General features: G+C 68.2%; 15 protein-coding genes. 7 read left to right on the top strand and 8 right to left on the bottom strand.

Annotated features, from left to right (window positions below; all coding sequences use genetic code 11):
* Position 1: 1 nt before the first annotated feature.
* Both ACQUS8_RS04730 and ACQUS8_RS04725 read right to left on the bottom strand, forming a co-directional pair.
* Positions 2-1,126: a 5-(carboxyamino)imidazole ribonucleotide synthase gene (locus ACQUS8_RS04730; protein ID WP_435097665.1), complete on the bottom strand. Its 1,125-nt coding sequence runs from the start codon at positions 1,124-1,126 to the stop codon at positions 2-4.
* A 90-nt stretch (positions 1,127-1,216) separates the two neighbouring features.
* A complete protein-coding gene (locus ACQUS8_RS04725; RefSeq protein WP_435097662.1) occupies positions 1,217-2,944 on the bottom strand; it encodes a flippase activity-associated protein Agl23 in 1,728 nt (575 codons plus the stop codon).
* Between the two features lie 81 nt (positions 2,945-3,025).
* On the opposite strand from ACQUS8_RS04725, the gene ribH reads away from it, so the two are divergent.
* On the top strand, positions 3,026-3,436 hold the full coding sequence (gene ribH / locus ACQUS8_RS04720) for a 6,7-dimethyl-8-ribityllumazine synthase (protein WP_435097659.1): 411 nt from the start codon (positions 3,026-3,028) through the stop codon (positions 3,434-3,436).
* A 2-nt stretch (positions 3,437-3,438) separates the two neighbouring features.
* Positions 3,439-4,581 carry a pyridoxal phosphate-dependent aminotransferase gene (locus tag ACQUS8_RS04715; RefSeq protein WP_435097656.1) on the top strand — a complete coding sequence of 381 codons (1,143 nt, stop codon included), beginning with the start codon at positions 3,439-3,441 and terminating at the stop codon, positions 4,579-4,581.
* On the opposite strand, the gene ACQUS8_RS04710 is transcribed toward ACQUS8_RS04715, so the two are convergent.
* Complete coding sequence (locus tag ACQUS8_RS04710; protein ID WP_435097653.1) at positions 4,578-4,883, bottom strand: hypothetical protein; 306 nt, start codon at positions 4,881-4,883, stop codon at positions 4,578-4,580. The genes ACQUS8_RS04715 and ACQUS8_RS04710 overlap by 4 nt on opposite strands.
* A gap of 132 nt (positions 4,884-5,015) precedes the next feature.
* On the opposite strand from ACQUS8_RS04710, the gene ACQUS8_RS04705 reads away from it, so the two are divergent.
* Both ACQUS8_RS04705 and ACQUS8_RS04700 read left to right on the top strand, forming a co-directional pair.
* Positions 5,016-5,918, top strand: a complete 903-nt coding sequence (locus tag ACQUS8_RS04705) for a lysine exporter LysO family protein (protein ID WP_435097650.1) — start codon at positions 5,016-5,018, stop codon at positions 5,916-5,918.
* Positions 5,919-6,115: 197 nt separating this feature from the next.
* Entirely contained in the window at positions 6,116-8,278 is a 2,163-nt protein-coding gene (locus tag ACQUS8_RS04700) for a hypothetical protein (protein WP_435097647.1), read from the top strand.
* A 40-nt stretch (positions 8,279-8,318) separates the two neighbouring features.
* On the opposite strand, the gene ACQUS8_RS04695 is transcribed toward ACQUS8_RS04700, so the two are convergent.
* Complete coding sequence (locus ACQUS8_RS04695) at positions 8,319-8,453, bottom strand: DUF7503 family protein (RefSeq protein WP_435097644.1); 135 nt, start codon at positions 8,451-8,453, stop codon at positions 8,319-8,321.
* Positions 8,454-8,694: 241 nt separating this feature from the next.
* On the opposite strand from ACQUS8_RS04695, the gene ACQUS8_RS04690 reads away from it, so the two are divergent.
* On the top strand, positions 8,695-9,120 hold the full coding sequence (locus ACQUS8_RS04690; RefSeq protein WP_435097641.1) for a DUF7112 family protein: 426 nt from the start codon (positions 8,695-8,697) through the stop codon (positions 9,118-9,120).
* On the opposite strand, the gene ACQUS8_RS04685 is transcribed toward ACQUS8_RS04690, so the two are convergent.
* The gene (locus ACQUS8_RS04685; protein WP_435097638.1) at positions 9,117-9,686 is read right to left on the bottom strand and encodes a response regulator; all 570 of its coding nucleotides are present in this window, start codon (positions 9,684-9,686) and stop codon (positions 9,117-9,119) included. The two genes, ACQUS8_RS04690 and ACQUS8_RS04685, sit on opposite strands and share 4 nt — an antisense overlap.
* A gap of 393 nt (positions 9,687-10,079) precedes the next feature.
* On the opposite strand from ACQUS8_RS04685, the gene ACQUS8_RS04680 reads away from it, so the two are divergent.
* Complete coding sequence (locus tag ACQUS8_RS04680; RefSeq protein WP_435097635.1) at positions 10,080-11,060, top strand: transcription initiation factor IIB; 981 nt, start codon at positions 10,080-10,082, stop codon at positions 11,058-11,060.
* A 148-nt stretch (positions 11,061-11,208) separates the two neighbouring features.
* Here ACQUS8_RS04680 and ACQUS8_RS04675 read toward each other — a convergent pair whose 3' ends face one another.
* On the bottom strand, positions 11,209-11,757 hold the full coding sequence (locus ACQUS8_RS04675) for a DUF1684 domain-containing protein (RefSeq protein WP_435097632.1): 549 nt from the start codon (positions 11,755-11,757) through the stop codon (positions 11,209-11,211).
* A gap of 130 nt (positions 11,758-11,887) precedes the next feature.
* Here ACQUS8_RS04675 and rtcA point away from each other — a divergent pair, with 130 nt between their 5' ends.
* The gene (gene rtcA, locus ACQUS8_RS04670) at positions 11,888-12,895 is read left to right on the top strand and encodes an RNA 3'-terminal phosphate cyclase (protein ID WP_435097629.1); all 1,008 of its coding nucleotides are present in this window, start codon (positions 11,888-11,890) and stop codon (positions 12,893-12,895) included.
* Here the strand turns inward: rtcA and ACQUS8_RS04665 are convergent.
* Together ACQUS8_RS04665 and ACQUS8_RS04660 are read right to left on the bottom strand one after the other, a co-directional pair.
* Entirely contained in the window at positions 12,885-13,655 is a 771-nt protein-coding gene (locus ACQUS8_RS04665) for an ABC transporter permease (RefSeq protein ID WP_435097626.1), read from the bottom strand. The two genes, rtcA and ACQUS8_RS04665, sit on opposite strands and share 11 nt — an antisense overlap.
* A complete protein-coding gene (locus tag ACQUS8_RS04660) occupies positions 13,652-14,650 on the bottom strand; it encodes an ABC transporter ATP-binding protein (protein WP_435097623.1) in 999 nt (332 codons plus the stop codon). Before ACQUS8_RS04660 ends, ACQUS8_RS04665 begins: the two co-directional genes overlap by 4 nt.
* Positions 14,651-14,703 lie beyond the last annotated feature (53 nt).

Below are 14,703 nucleotides of genomic sequence, written 5' to 3'. Positions count from 1 at the left end.
GTTACTCGAAGGAGAGGGCGTCTCGCGCGTCGTTCGCTCGCTCGCTTGCTTCCGCGACGTCGTCGCCGAGGGCGGTGACGTGCCCCATCTTGCGCAGCGGGCGCACGTCGTGTTTGCCGTACCAGTGGAGGGCGGCCGTCGGGACGGCGAGCGCCTCCGGCACCCCGGTGAGGCGTGCGGGTTTCGTCTCCTCGACGTCGCCGAGAACATTCACCATCGCCGTCGGCCCGCGGAGGCTCGGGTCGCCGAGCGGCAGGCCGAGGACGGCCCGGACGTGCTGTTCGAACTGGGAGGTGACCGCGCCCTCGATGGTGTAGTGGCCGGAGTTGTGCGGCCGGGGGGCGATTTCGTTCACGAGCACCTGCCCGTCCACCTCGAAGAGTTCGACGCCGTAGACGCCCCGGCCCTCCAGCACGTCGATGACGTCGTTGACGACCTCGCGTGCGCGCTTGACGACGTCGTCGGTGGTGGCGGGCGGCGCGCGCGTCTCGCGCAGGATTTCCTCCTCGTGGACGTTCTCGACGACGGGGAACTGCGCGTTCTCGCTCGCGCCCTTCGCGGCGATGACGGAGAGTTCGCGCTCGAAGTCCACGAGTTCCTCGGCGACCAACCCCTCGAGGTCGCCGAAGTAGTCCTCGGCGTCGCCGACGGAGCCGGTGCGGTGGTTGCCCCGGCCGTCGTAGCCGCCGTGGCGAGCCTTCAACATCAGGGGGCTCCCGAGGGTGTCGAGGGCCTTACGGAGGTCGCTCGCGGAGTCGACGCGCCGGAAGGACGGCACGGGGACGCCGGCGTCGGCGAGCGCTTCCTTCTCCGCGAGTTTGTCCTCGGTCGTCCGGAGCGTCGACGGTTTCGGGTGGACGGGGACGTCGACGTCCGCGAGGAGGTCCGCGTCGGCGAGCTCGATCTCGAACGTGAGGACGTCCGAGCGCGCTGCGAGTTCGGCGAACGCGTCCGGGTCGTCGAACGCCCCTTCGATGTGGTCGGCGGCGGGCGTCGCCGCGGGGCAGTCCGGCGTAGGGTCGAGGACGACCACGTCGACGCCGAGTGGTGAGGCGGCCTCGGCGAGCATCCGACCGAGTTGGCCGCCGCCGACGACGCCGAGCGTGGTTCCGGGTGGCGTCTGCATACCCGAGGGATGTGAACGGGAGTGTATAAGAGTTGTCGAACGTGTCTTCAGGTATCCACGAACGTGCTACAGTTTCGGGTGGCCGTGGAGCTACGCCGTCGCGGCGGGGAGCGCGTCGGGCGACGCGATTGTGCTCGGGTTCGTGGCGTTCCCGGCTGTCGCGTTCCCGTCCGCGCTTCCGGTGTCGCGAACGAAGAACACCGTCGGGGTGCCGGTCGCCGTCAGCTCGTAGGTCGCTGCGTCGTAGCCCTCGAGGTAGGAAGCGACCTCGTCGTAGTTCTCCGCGCGCGTGATGACGACGGGCGGTGTCGTGCCGTTCAACGCCGACAGCTGCGTGGTGCTCGCCGTCTGTGCGCCCATCCCCTCGAAGTACCACGGTAGGGGCAGGCGCCACGTCCAGTGGCCGGGTTCGGAGAAGTTCTCGTCCGGCGCGACCGAGGGCTCGCTCGCCGCGTAGAAGTGCTCACCGTAGTAGAGGACGTCCGGCCCGGACTCGCCCTGGTGGGCCTGCACGGCGTCGTCGATCTCGGCGATTGCGGGATGCAGGTTCCCGTTCGGCTGGCCGTACTGGACGAGCGGGCCAGGCTCCTGCGGGTGGAGGAAGGCCGTCGAGAGGCCCGTGACGGCCATCCAACCGACGACGGTGACGACGAGCGCGACGGCGATGACGGTGCCGGCGTCGTCCTCGGCGCGGCGGGTGGCGGCGACGGTAGAGAGGAGCAGGCCGGCGCCGACGGCGGCCGGAATCGCGAGCGGAATCACGACGTGGACCATCGCCCACGGCGCGGAGATGTCGGAGACGGCGGGGTAGATGACCATGGAGGCGAGCGCCCAGTAGCCGGCGAACGCGACGAGCGGCCGCGGGTGGTCGTCCGTGTAGCGGTCGTAGACGAACCCGGCGACGCCGAGGAGGCAGACGGCGGCGGCGCCGGCGGCGAGCGTCTCGACGTCGTGGACGAAGAACTCGACATAGCTGTGTGGGTGGCCACCGACCCACGTGTTCACGAACTTCTGGACGGAGCCCGCGGTGGCGCGCGCGACGACGCTCGGGAACAGCGTCGGGTCCGAGAACGCGCGCCAGAGTTCGGGCCGGGGCGCGTAGAAGAACACGACGACGAGGAGGAAGAGGACGGCGCTCCCCGCGACGTCGCGCGCCCACGGTCGGAGACCGCGCGCGAGCGCGAGCATCCGTCGGGAGAAGACGGTTTTCGGGTCCTCGCCGCGGTGGCGCGCGCTGAGGAGCATCCAGTCGAGGAGGAGGACGAGCGCGCCAACCCAGCACGCGACGTAGATGAGGACGTTCTCCTTCGTGGTGAACGCGAGCGCGAGCGAGAGCGCGCCCGCGTAGAGGTGCCGGCGGTCGCCGGTGTCGTGTGCGCGGACGACGAATGCGAGCGCGAAGAGGGCGAACGCGCCGACGAGGACGTCGCTGCGCATAAATCGCGAGTAGTAGAGGAGGAGCGGGTTCGCGGCGAGGAGGACGGCGAGCGAGACGGTCTCGGCAGTCGAGAAGCGCTCGCGGAGGAGCCACGCGGTGAGCGGGAGGAGGCCGCCGACGACGGCGACGACGAGGCGCATCGTCGTGTCGCTCGCGCCGAAGAGGTCGAAGACGACCTGGTTGACGTGGAAGAGGAACGGCCCGTGAACGATGGGGTGGTAGGTGTACTGGCCGGTCTCCATGTAGCGGAGTATCCAGTAGCCGACGCGCCCTTCGTCCCAGTGGGCGACGCGGAAGCCGAGTGAGACGAGTCGTGCGATGAGCGCGACGGCGGTCACGGCGACGACGCCGGCGGCCACGCGGCGGTCCGAGTCGGACATCTATCCCTGTAGTGTCGTGGGGCCCATACGGTCTTTTCGGAGAACGGTAGCGTTTTGCCGGCGCGCACGAACGCATCCGGTATGGTATCCCTGGGCCTGGTCGTCGCCGAGTTCAACCGCAGCGTCACCGAGGGGATGGAGGAGTCCGCTCTCGAAGCGGCCGCTGACGCCGACGCGTCCGTCGTTGAGACCGTCCACGTGCCGGGCGCGTACGACGCGCCGTTGGTCGCGGACCGCCTTGCGCGTCGCGACGACGTCGACGCCGTCGCGGTGCTTGGCGCCATCGTGACGGGTGACACCGACCACGACCAGGTCATCGGGCACGCCATCGCGGAGAAGCTCACGGACGTGAGCGTAGAGCGCGACGTGCCCGTGACGCTCGGCGTTATGGGTCCAGGGATGTCCGGCGCGGAGGCGCGCGAGCGCGTCGAGAAGGGCGCGGACGCCGTCGTCGCTGCCGTCGAACTCGCGGAAACACTGGAGGACCTCTAACAATGGAATTCGCAGACCGAGTCACGCGTGTCGAACCGAGCGCGACGCTCGCGGTGAGCAACCTCGCGAAGGAACTGGAAGCCGAAGGCCACGACGTCGTGGACCTCTCGGTGGGTGAGCCGGACTTCGAGACGCCCGAGAACATCGTGCAGGCCGCCGAGGAGTCCGTCGAGCGCGGCGACACGGGCTACGCGCCGTCGAACGGCGTCCCCGAACTCCGTGAGGCCATCGCGGAGAAACTGCAGGACGACGGCCTCGACTACAACGCCGGGAACGTCATCGTGACGCCGGGCGCGAAGCAGGCGCTCTTCGAGACGTTCCAGACCGTCGTCGACGAGGGCGACGAGGTCGTCCTCCTCGACCCCGCGTGGGTCTCCTACGAGGCGATGGCGAAGATGGCGGGCGGCGACCTCACGCGCGTCGACCTCTCCGAGCACGACTTCCAGCTCGAGCCGGCGCTCGACGACCTCGCGGCGGCGGTCAGCGACGAGACGAAACTCCTCGTCGTGAACTCCCCGAGCAACCCGACGGGCGCCGTCTACAGCCGCGCGGCGATGGAGGGCGTGCGCGACCTCGCCGTCGAGCACGACATCACCGTCATCAGCGACGAAATCTACCAGCACATCAACTACGGCCCCGAGCATGTCTCGCTCGCCGGCCTCGACGGGATGTACGAGCGCACTGTCACCATCAACGGCTTCTCGAAGGCCTATTCGATGACCGGGTGGCGCCTCGGCTACCTCGCCGCGCCCGCCGACGTCATCTCGGAGGCCGGGAAGATTCAGTCCCACTCCGTCTCCTCGGCGACGCACTTCGTGCAGTACGCCGGCGTCGAGGCGCTGAAGAACACCGACACGGCCGTCGAGGAGATGGTCGAGGCGTTCGCGGAGCGCCGCGAGTTCCTCCTCGACCTCCTCGCGGACCACGGCGTCGAGCCCACGACGCCCGACGGCGCGTTCTACATGATGCTCCCCGTCGACGAGGACGACGAGGCCTGGTGTACGAACGCGCTCGAGGACGCACACGTCGCCACCGTCCCTGGGTCCGCCTTCGGCGCGCCGGGCTACGCCCGCATCTCCTACGCGAACAGCAAGGAGCGCCTCGAGGAGGCCGTCGAGCGCCTCGCCGCCGAGGACTACCTCTAAACCGCGTTCGTTCCGTTCTCTCGACTTTTTCGCCGCCGCCAGCCGTTCGTCCGCTCGTACTGCGCTCCGAGCCAGAACGCCCCGGCGGGGACGAGTGCGAACCCGAAGCGCATGACGCCCCACTCGTAGACGAGCACGGTTTCGCCGAGCGACCCGGCGATCGGGAGCCACATCGGGAACCCGGTGATGGCGGTCGTCGCGACGAACTGCCCGACGGCGACGTGGAGCAGGAGGGCGGCGACGACGAGCGCGACGACGCCGAGCGGATAGCGGAGGCCCGCTGTGTGGCGGTCGGTGGACATGACTCGTCAGTCGTGTCAGCTGACCTTATCTATTGGCACCGTGTTCGACGGCGACACCACGACGCGTGCGAAGCCGAGGCACGGCGCGGCGAATCCGACGTGTATTTCTCCGCGAGACGACTGTCCCAGTGCGTGCTCTATCTGGTCCTCTCTCTGCTGTGTGGTGGCGTCGCCGGCCGTCTCGCGCCCGACGAGTGGCCGGTGGGGCGCGTCGCGGACCGCGTTCTCGAAGGCGGCCTGCTCGTCCTGCTCGCGATGATGGGCGTGCGCATGGGCGCGAGCGAGCGTGTCGTCGCGAACCTCGGCCCGCTCGGCTTCCGCGCGGTGGCGCTCGCCGCCGGGAGCATCGCGGGGAGCGTCCTGCTGGTCGCGGCGGCCGGTCGCTACCTGCCGACGCTCGAGGGCGACGTCCCCGCGGCGGACGCGGCCGAGGACGGGGCGTCACTCCCGGCGCTCGTGCTCGCGGCGCTCCTCGTCGGGGGCCTCTTCGGCTGGGTCGTCCCGTCCGGCGTCGCGTCGCTCGTCGAGGCGGCAACGACACCCGCACTCTACGTTCTGCTGGTCGCGGTGGGGGCGACGCTCGCAGCGGGCACGGACGTCATCGCGTCCGCGCGGCGCCTCGGGCCGACGGTGCTCGTCCTCCCGCTCTGTGTGGCGCTCGGGAGCATCGCCGGCGCGATGGTCGTCGGCGTCGCCTTCGGGATGGCGAGCATGGAGGCGGCGGCCGTCGGCGCGGGCTTCGGGTGGTACTCGCTCTCGGGCGTCCTGGTCAGCGACCTCCACGGCGTCTACCTCGGGTCGCTGACGTTCCTCGCGAACGTCCTGCGCGAACTCCTGACGTTCCTCGTCCTCCCGTTCGTCGTGCGGCGCTTCGGCCGGACGGCGGGCATCGCACCCGGCGGCGCGACGACGATGGACGTCACCCTCCCGGCGGTGCGCCGGACGGCCGGCCGAGAGGCCGTCGTCCCCGCGGTAGTGAACGGGGTGACGTTGAGTCTCCTCGTGCCGATACTCGTTCCCGCGCTCGTCCGCTGAGGCCCACCCCCGTTCGGCCTGCGTTTGCGCCGCCTGAACCCCTGGTCGTGTCGGTCCGGTCGGCCCTGCTCGTCCCGCCGCTGTCCGGCGAACTTTTCGCAATGTGTACAATGTGTGAACTGTGCGAAGTTCGTTTATAAATTACAGGCGTCAACGGCCCGCAGTTTTTTACCATTAGAGACGATTCGACAATATAGATGAGCCCGCGAAGGAACGTGGACGGGCCCGCCTCGGATGGCCCCCTCTCCATCGAGGCGGACGAAGATGGCCTCACCGTCTTCGACGCCATCGAGCGTCACCAAATCCGGCTCGGAATCTCCCAGTCGTCGTCCCTCCGGCGGCTGGACCCCGAGGGGTTCCGCTACCCCATCGACTCGCTCGTTGCCGTCGACACCGAAGCCATCGAGTTGCCGACCGTCGTCGCGGCGTTCGTACAGGACGCCGACGGCGAAATGGTCGAGCAAGTCGACCCACTCTCGGAGGCCACGCTGGACGCCGGGACGTACACCATCGAGTTGACCACTCCGGTCAAGCTCTACGTCCGGGCGGACGGCCCGATGACGGTCGACACGAACCCCCCATCCCCCCAGATAACGTTCGACGAATCGACGACGGTACAAATCGGGGCGCGCTCCCGACACGAGCACCCCGCCGGAACAATCACTACCACGACCGACCCCGTCGACATGATGACGGCGGTCTCACACCTCGGCTCCGCGCTCAAGACCCACAGCCCGGAGCGCTCCTACCCGACGCTGCGTGGCCACCCGCCGCTCATCGAAGTCGGCGAGGAACTCGACGTCCCGGAGACCATCGAGACGCCCGACACCGACATCACCATCGAGATACCGGCGGAGTACCGCTCAATCTACGTCGCCACGCCGCTGGCCTACTACCTCGGCGCGACGCTCGAACCGTCGCCCGCCCCGAAAATCGTCGCCGGCGACTACGAGTACCGCCTCGACACCACGAGGGGGTTCGAGGCGGAGGTCGAGGCCGTTCTCAAACGGCTCTTCCTCCTCGACTGCGTCGTCCGCAGCGAGGGCGTTTACGGCGTCGACATCCACGAGCGAGAAGCGCTCGAGGAGCGCCTCGACCTCGACTGGACGGGGCTCTTCGAGGCGCCGCTCGCCGAGCGCGTCGCGACCTTCCTCGAGGTCCCGCACGCCGAAATCGAGGACCACGTGCCCGGGTGGAAGCAGACGACGCACGTCGCGCCGACGCCGAACAGCGTCGAACTCCTCCCGTTCCTCGTGAACGACCTCGCGGTCGTCCGCTCCCCGCAGACGCAGGACTTCGGCTCGACGGACCTCAAGACCGCCGCCGTCCGGGACTTCATGCGCGGCGAAGACGGCGCGACGGCCGCCGAGCCGTTCACCCGGAGCGTCACGGGGACGGCCTCGAAGACGCCGAACACCGTCCGCCCGGCGGCGACGGACTCCGTCGAGCAGGCGTGGATTGGCGAGGGCGCGCCGCTCGGCGCGAGCAAGCCGACGACGACGGCGTTCAAGAACCGGCTCGCACGCGACCGCTCGGAGGGCGACATCCGCGTCACCGTCGTCTGCAACGACGCCCAGATGGACACCGAGCGCGACCTCGTCAACGAGGTGTACGGCGACCGGGATGACCTCCCGTTCACGGTCTCCGTCTACCGCAACCTCTCGACGGCGGACCTCCGCGACGTCCTCACCGAGCCGGCGGACCTCTTCCACTTCATCGGCCACATCGACGGCGAGGGCTTCAAGTGCGCGGACGGATTGCTCGACGCCGCGACGCTCGACGAGGTGGGTGTGGACGCCTTCTTCCTGAACGCCTGCCAGTCCTACGGGCAGGGGATGGAGCTCATCGAGCGCGGCGGCATCGGTGGCGTCGTCACCGTTCGCGACGTCGTGAACCGCGGCGCGGAAGCTATCGGCCACGTGATGGCGCGCCTCCTCAACCGCGGCTTCCCGCTGAGCGCGGCGCTCGACATCGCGAGCGACGAGAGCATCATGTCGAACCGCTACGTCGTCATCGGCGACAGCGGCTTCACGCTCTCGCAGGCGGAGAGCCGCACGCCGGTGACGCTCGACGTCGACTCCGAGGCGACGGACGACGCGACCCTCTCGGTGACGCTCCGTGGCTACCCGACCGACCACGCGGGCATGGGGAGCGTCCTCATCCCAGCGTTCGGCGACGGCGGCGAGCGCTATCTCGCGTCCGGCAGCGTGACGACGGAGACGATGACGCCGGAGGAACTCCTCGACGTGCTCTCGATGGAGAGCATCCCGGTGCGTCTAGACGGCGAGTTACACTGGAGTAGCGACCTGACGTACGCGACGCTCCACGAGACGCTGTCGGGCACGACACAAAAGCGGTAGTTGGGGGGATGATACGCCTGTGGGGGGAGTCGTACCTGAGTTACGGGCCGCTGAACGTCGCGGCGATGGCCGCACTGGAGTTCCCCGCCGTCGCGAGGAGCAGCGTCAGCGTGAACAGGACGCCCACCATGCGCGGGTTGTCCATCAGGTACGATTGCAGGTTGGAATCCGTCATGCGACATTGGATTCCAAGGCGGCTGTATTAAAATAGGTATTGTATTTGTAATAACGAAGGAAGATAGAATACAATCCGTTCGGCGCCTGCATAAATATCTCAGCGGCGTGATATTACAAAAGTCTACTGGCCGCCACATTCCGCCACATCGATCGTTTCAGGCTCTGAGACGGGAGGTGACGGACGCGTCACGACTACCGACGGCGAAACGGCCTTCCGGGGTGAGGCCCTCTACGCGACCATGGCTGACCGCGTCACAAGCGAGGGCGTCCCGTCCGTGGAGACGACCCTCGAACGGTACGGCCCGACGAACCGCCCGCAACTGCGGGTCAGCGACCCCGACGCCGTCCCGACGGGCGAAGTCGTCCGCCTCGTCGTCGACGAGACGGAGTACCGCGCGCGCATCGAGACGGACGCCGACGGCGACCCGGTCATTCGTGGCGCGTTCGAGACGCCGCGTCTCGCCCGCACGCCCGGCGAGGGCGAGAACCACCTCCGCGCGTGGCTGGACGACGTCGACCTCGACTACGGTCGGACCGTCCACCTGGACGTCGTCACGGCCGACTACAAGTACGGTGTGCGCGCGCCCGGCGAGCGCGCGACATACACGGCGACCGAACAACCGGACTCGGGGCTGGCCGCCATCGCCCGCGACCTCGACGGCTAGAACTCGGGGATGTCGCGGAACGTCGCCCGGTAGTCGTCCGGCGAGAACTCGGTGACGGCGTAGTCGACGGAGCGTCGAAGCTCCTCGATGCGTGCGCTGAGTTCGGCGTACTCCTCGTTCTCGGTCTTCCCTTCCGCGGCGAGGGCGGCGCGCTGCGAGCAGAGCGCGTAGAGCTCTTCGAGTTCGTCCTCGTAGCGCGAGCGCCGCAGGAGGCGCTCGACGGTGTCGACGAGGCGGTCGCCGGAGACGGGTTTGACGAGGTAGGCGTCGAACCCCAACTCGACGATGTCCGTGTCGGGTTCGACGGCCGTGACCATCGCGACCTGGCAGTCGTAGCCCTCCTCGCGGATGTACGCGAGCACGTCGTCGCCCGGGACGTCGGGCATGCTCCGGTCGAGGAGGACGACGTCGACGTCCTCGTCGATGGTCTCGATGGCGCTCTCGCCGTCGCCGGCAGTCCGAACGTCGTAGTCGTCGAGACGCGCCTCGTAGAGCTGGAGGTACTCGGGGAGGTCGTCGACGGCGAGGATGGTCGGCGTCGCCGTGTTCGTCGTCTGTCGACTCATGTGCTCTCACCGCGAGTCCAGTCGCTCTCGGTGTCCCTGTCGTGTTGCCGACCGCTGAGCGTCGCGGTCCGTGTGGCCCCCTCTCCACTCATCCTCACGTTGTGAGAAGGTTTCCGTACTCATTGACCTAAACTTTCCCCTGCCTGTCTGGCAACCAATACGAGAGTACCGCCACGGTACATATAAACATACCGGCTGGGTGTGAGTCCTTAGGCTTGCCAAAACCGGCGGTTATCACGCCTAATACTCCCTCTACCGCCCCTATGGCATTTGATAGCACAGGTTACGGAGGCGAAAGCTTTAAGTGTCTTACGGCCTAATCTATGGTTAGGAAGAGTCGGGTTGAAGGGCTTTATACGTTCCTCCTTCACCCGGTCACGGAGTACACCAATAATGAGCGACACCAGCATCCGCACGTTCACCAGCGACAGCCAGCACGCCGAGAACACCGTCGAAGAGGAGTCCGAGACGCGAACTGACACCACCGTCTGCCCCGAGTGTGGCGGCGACCTCCGCACCGACGAGGGCCACGGCGAAACCGTCTGTGTCGACTGTGGGCTCGTCGTCGAGGACGACGCCATCGACCGCGGTCCCGAGTGGCGCGCGTTCAACAGCCAGGAGAAGGACCAGAAGAGCCGCGTCGGCGCCCCCACGACGAACATGATGCACGACAAGGGGCTCTCGACGAACATCGGCTGGCAGGACAAGGACGCCTACGGCAACAGCCTCTCCAGCCGCCAGCGCCAGAAGATGCAGCGGCTCCGCACCTGGAACGAGCGCTTCCGCACGCGTAACAGCAAGGAGCGGAACCTCAAGCAGGCGCTCGGCGAAATCGAGCGCATGAGCTCCGCCCTCGGCCTGCCCAAGGAAGTCCGGGAGACGGCGTCGGTCATCTATCGCCGCGCGCTCAAGGAGGACCTCCTCCCCGGCCGCAGTATCGAGGGCGTCGCCACTGCCTCCCTCTACGCCGCCGCGCGGCAGATGCAGACGCCGCGCTCCATCGACGAGGTCGCGACCGTCTCGCGTATCGACGACATGGAGTTCAAGCGGACGTACCGCTACATCGTCCGCGAGCTCAAACTCGAGGTCGCGCCCGCCGACCCCGCGAGCTACGTCCCGCGCTTCGTCAGCGAACTCGAGCTCAACGACGAAGTCGAGCGACGCGCCCGCGACCTCCTGAAGACGGCCGGCGACAAGGGCGTCACCAGCGGGAAGTCCCCGGTCGGCCTCGCCGCGGCGGCTATCTACGCGGCGAGCCTGCTCGCCAACCAGAAGGTCACCCAGAGCGAGGTCAGCGACGTGACGGACGTCAGCGAAGTCACCATCCGCAACCGCTATCAGGAGCTCCTCGAGGCAGCCGAGACGCTCCAGTAAGCGGTATTCGTCTGGTGTCCTCTTCTCGCGAGCCACGACGGCTCGCACCGGTACCCGTCTGAGGCGGTTTCTTCGTTTTCACACGCCGAGAGACGTCTCCACGTCACGGCCGCGCGGTAGCGGGGCGGTCCGCGGCAGCACACGGCCGCTAAGGCGCGCGTTCGCCCGCTTCTATCGGGACGGTGATGTGGTTCTCTTCTGGCGGAACAACGCACGCGAAGCCGTCGTTGTACGCGCAGAACGGGTTGTACGCGGTGTTGAAGTCGACAACGACGTCGTCGCCCGTCTCGAACTCCTCGATGTCGAGCTCGAGGTAACGTCCGAGCTCGTAGGTCTCCTCGCCGCTCGTCGCGTCGGTGAACGGTACGAAAAGTCCCTCCTGCGACGGCGCGGCGTAGGCCTCAAGCACCTGGTGTTCGTCGGCGATGGTGAAGCCGAGCGTCGCGACGCGCTCGTAGGTCCGGTCGGGGCCGGTCGTCGTCGCCAACTCGACTTCCTCGATCTCCTTTGGCTCCTGAATCCGTGCGACGACGCGGTACGTCGGTTTCGGCTCGTAGTAGTCGAGGCCGTCGAAGTCCTCGCGCTCCTCGGGCGGAATCGGCGACTGGGGGTGTTCCGCGAGGAACTCGTCTTTCTCCGCGCGATACGTCTCGACGCGCTCACGCCACGCCGGCTCGTCGAAGTTCTGCTCGGGCATACGTGCGTCTGGGAGTGCCGCGGCGGTAAGGGTATTGGATATGCGGTGCCTCGCGGAGCGCGAACGAGTAGGACGACCCTCGTCCACGTATCACGTCAGCGTTATCCGGGGTGCGAACGAGGCTCCGGCCATGTTGACGCTCTCCGGTGCGGCGGGCGGCGGCCAGCTCGTCCGGACGGCGGCGACGTTCGCGGCGCTGACCGGCCGCGCGGTGGAGGTGACGGACGTCCGGGGTGCGCGCGAACAGCCCGGGTTGAAACGCCAGCACGTCGCGGCCGTCGAGGCGGTGGCGGCGGCCTGCGACGCGGACGTCGAGGGCGCTGCGGTCGGCTCCGAGCACGTCACCATCGACCCGGGGACGCTCGCTGGCGGGGAGGCGCGCGTGGACGTCGAGACGGCGGGGAGCATACCGCTCATCCTCGACGCCGTCCTGCCGCTGGCGGCGCGCCTCGACGCGCCCTATCGGGTGACGGTGACCGGCGGGACGGACGTCCGGTGGGCGCCGCCGATGGACTTCTTCCGGGAGGTGAAACTCCCGGTGTTGCGACGTCACGGCCTCGACGCGAGTGAGACGGTAACGCGCCGTGGGTTCTATCCGGCGGGCGGCGGCGAGGTGACGCTGACGCTCCGGCCGTCGACGTTCGAGGCGCTCGACCTCGCGGAGCGCGGGCGCCCGAAGCACATCGCCGTCGAGTCGGTGGCGAGCGAGTCGCTGCGCGACGCGGACGTGGCGCACCGACAGGCGGACGCGGCCGTCGAGGCGCTCCAGTCGAACGCCGCCGTCCCGGTGTTGCGCGAGACGTCCTACGACAGGACGACCTCGCCCGGGTCGGTGGTGACCGTCGTGGCGGTCTACGAGCACACTCGCGCGGGGTTCTCGGCGCTCGGCGAGCAGGGCAAGCCAGCCGAGGACGTCGCGGACGAGGCCGTCGCGGCGTTCGAGTCGTTCCGGGAGACGGCGGCGAGCGTCGACCGGCACCTCGCCGACCAACTCCTGCCGTTCCTCGCGCTCGCGGGCGGGACGTACACGACGCCGGAGCGGACGGCGCATCTCGACACGCACGTCGAGTTGTTGGAGGCGTTCGCGTTCGACGTTGACGTCGCAGAAGCGGAGGGACGGGTGCGGGTCAGTCGGTGAGGCCGTAGCCGCGCTTGAAGAGGTAGACGTTGACGGCGAGGACGACGGCGGTGAGCGCGACGAGCACCGCGAGCGCCTCGTTCACAGGGATGTCCGAGACGCCGAGGACGCCGTAGCGGACGCCGTTGACCATGTAGACCATCGGGTTGAGGTAGGAGGCGGTGAGCGCCGCGCCCTCGAGGGCGTCCAGCGAGTAGAAGACGCCGCCGAAGAAGACGAGCGGCCGGAGGATGAACTGGTTGAGCACCGTGAGGTGGTCGAAGTCCTCGGCGACGAGGCCGCCGATGACGCCGAACCCGGCGAAGAGGACGGTGATGACGAGGAGGAACGCGACGGCGTAGGCCGGGTGGGCGAGCGAGTGGACGGGCGTGAAGAACGCGCCGATGACGGCGATGAGCACGCCGATGATGATACCCCGCAGGGCGGAGGAGGCGACGTAACTGAACACCATCGCCCGGTAGGAGAGCGGCGACGTGAGCGGTTCGTGGATGTACTCGTTCCAGCGGCCGTGGAAGATGCTGAACGAGGCGTTCTCGAAGGCGTTGCCGATGGCGCCGAGCACGACGAGACCGGGGAGGATGAACTGGATGTAGGGGACGCCGCCGACCTCGCGGATGCGCGAGCCGAGGATGACGCCGAAGACGGAGAAGTAGAGGACGTTCGTGACGAACGGTGGGAGGAAGGTGTTCCACGGCCGGCGGATGTAGCGCAGGATTTCGCGCTTCGTGAGCGTCTTGACGCCCGTCGAGAGCACGCTCATGCGTGGACCTCCGCTTCGCGGGCGTCGTCCTCGTCGTCGTCACGCGATTCGTCGTCGGTCGCCTCGCCCTCGTCGCCGTCCTCACGCCGCGTGAGGTCGACGAACACCTCTTCGAGTGAGGTGCGCTCGATGTCGATGTCGCTCGCGGTCTGGCCCTGTGCGTCGAGTTGGCGGACGACCTCAGGGACGAGTTCGCTCGCCGACGGCGTGCGAATCACGAGTTCGTCGCCCTCGACGGTGAGACTCTCGATGCGCTCGTCGTCGAGCTCGGGTGGCGTCGCGGGTTCGGACTCGAGGAAGACGGTGAGGGTGTCCCCACCCTTCTCGGTGAGTTCGTCCGGCGTCGCGACGGTGACGTTCCGCCCGGAGTCGATGATGGCGACTTCGTCGCAGAGGCGTTCTGCCTCCTCGATGTAGTGGGTGGTGAGGAGCACCGTCGTCCCTTCGTCGTTCAGGTCGGTGATGACCTCCCAGAGGTCGTGGCGCAACTCGACGTCGACGCCCGCGGTGGGTTCGTCGAGGATGAGGAGGTCCGGGTCGGTGACGAGGGCGCGCGCGAGCATGAAGCGCCGCTTCATCCCGCCGGAGAGCCAGTCGAAGCGGACGTCGCGCTTGTCGTAGATGCCGGCGCGCTTCAGGGCGGCGTCGGCGCGCTCGCTCGCCTCGTCCTCCGGGATGCCGTGGTAGCCGGCCTTGTGCATCAGGACTTCCTTGATGGGGAAGAACCGGTCGACGTTGAACTCCTGTGGGGCGAGGCCGATGGCGTCCCGGGCCTGCTGGTAGTCGTCCTCGACGTCGTGGCCGAAGACTTCGGCGGTGCCGTCGGTCTTGCGGACGAGGCCGACGAGGACGGAGATGAACGTCGTCTTCCCCGCGCCGTTCGGCCCGAGCAGCCCGAAGAACGACCCCTCGGGGACCGTGAGGTCGAGGCCGTCGAGGGCTCGGACGTCGCCGTAGTCCTTCACCAAGCCCTCGACGCGTATCGCTGGTGGCATTCGTGTTCGAGGGGAGGCCGCGTACGGGATTAAGGCCGGCGGAACCCGGAGAG

It is taken from the genome of Halarchaeum sp. P4, from assembly GCF_051195175.1.
Classification (GTDB): domain Archaea; phylum Halobacteriota; class Halobacteria; order Halobacteriales; family Halobacteriaceae; genus Halarchaeum.
This window is presented reverse-complemented; position numbering and strand designations above follow the sequence as displayed.

Bases quoted from the DNA above. Each gene is read 5' to 3' on its own strand.
- ACQUS8_RS04730 (WP_435097665.1), bottom strand. From the start codon at position 1,126: ATGCAGACGCCACCCGGAACCACGCTCGGCGTCGTCGGCGGCGGCCAA.
- rtcA (WP_435097629.1), top strand. From the start codon at position 11,888: ATGTTGACGCTCTCCGGTGCGGCGGGCGGCGGCCAGCTCGTCCGGACG.
- ACQUS8_RS04710 (WP_435097653.1), bottom strand. From the start codon at position 4,883: ATGTCCACCGACCGCCACACAGCGGGCCTCCGCTATCCGCTCGGCGTC.
- ACQUS8_RS04665 (WP_435097626.1), bottom strand. From the start codon at position 13,655: ATGAGCGTGCTCTCGACGGGCGTCAAGACGCTCACGAAGCGCGAAATC.
- ACQUS8_RS04700 (WP_435097647.1), top strand. From the start codon at position 6,116: ATGAGCCCGCGAAGGAACGTGGACGGGCCCGCCTCGGATGGCCCCCTC.
- ribH (WP_435097659.1), top strand. From the start codon at position 3,026: ATGGTATCCCTGGGCCTGGTCGTCGCCGAGTTCAACCGCAGCGTCACC.
- ACQUS8_RS04660 (WP_435097623.1), bottom strand. From the start codon at position 14,650: ATGCCACCAGCGATACGCGTCGAGGGCTTGGTGAAGGACTACGGCGAC.
- ACQUS8_RS04695 (WP_435097644.1), bottom strand. From the start codon at position 8,453: ATGACGGATTCCAACCTGCAATCGTACCTGATGGACAACCCGCGCATG.
- ACQUS8_RS04715 (WP_435097656.1), top strand. From the start codon at position 3,439: ATGGAATTCGCAGACCGAGTCACGCGTGTCGAACCGAGCGCGACGCTC.
- ACQUS8_RS04690 (WP_435097641.1), top strand. From the start codon at position 8,695: ATGGCTGACCGCGTCACAAGCGAGGGCGTCCCGTCCGTGGAGACGACC.
- ACQUS8_RS04675 (WP_435097632.1), bottom strand. From the start codon at position 11,757: ATGCCCGAGCAGAACTTCGACGAGCCGGCGTGGCGTGAGCGCGTCGAG.
- ACQUS8_RS04680 (WP_435097635.1), top strand. From the start codon at position 10,080: ATGAGCGACACCAGCATCCGCACGTTCACCAGCGACAGCCAGCACGCC.
- ACQUS8_RS04685 (WP_435097638.1), bottom strand. From the start codon at position 9,686: ATGAGTCGACAGACGACGAACACGGCGACGCCGACCATCCTCGCCGTC.
- ACQUS8_RS04725 (WP_435097662.1), bottom strand. From the start codon at position 2,944: ATGTCCGACTCGGACCGCCGCGTGGCCGCCGGCGTCGTCGCCGTGACC.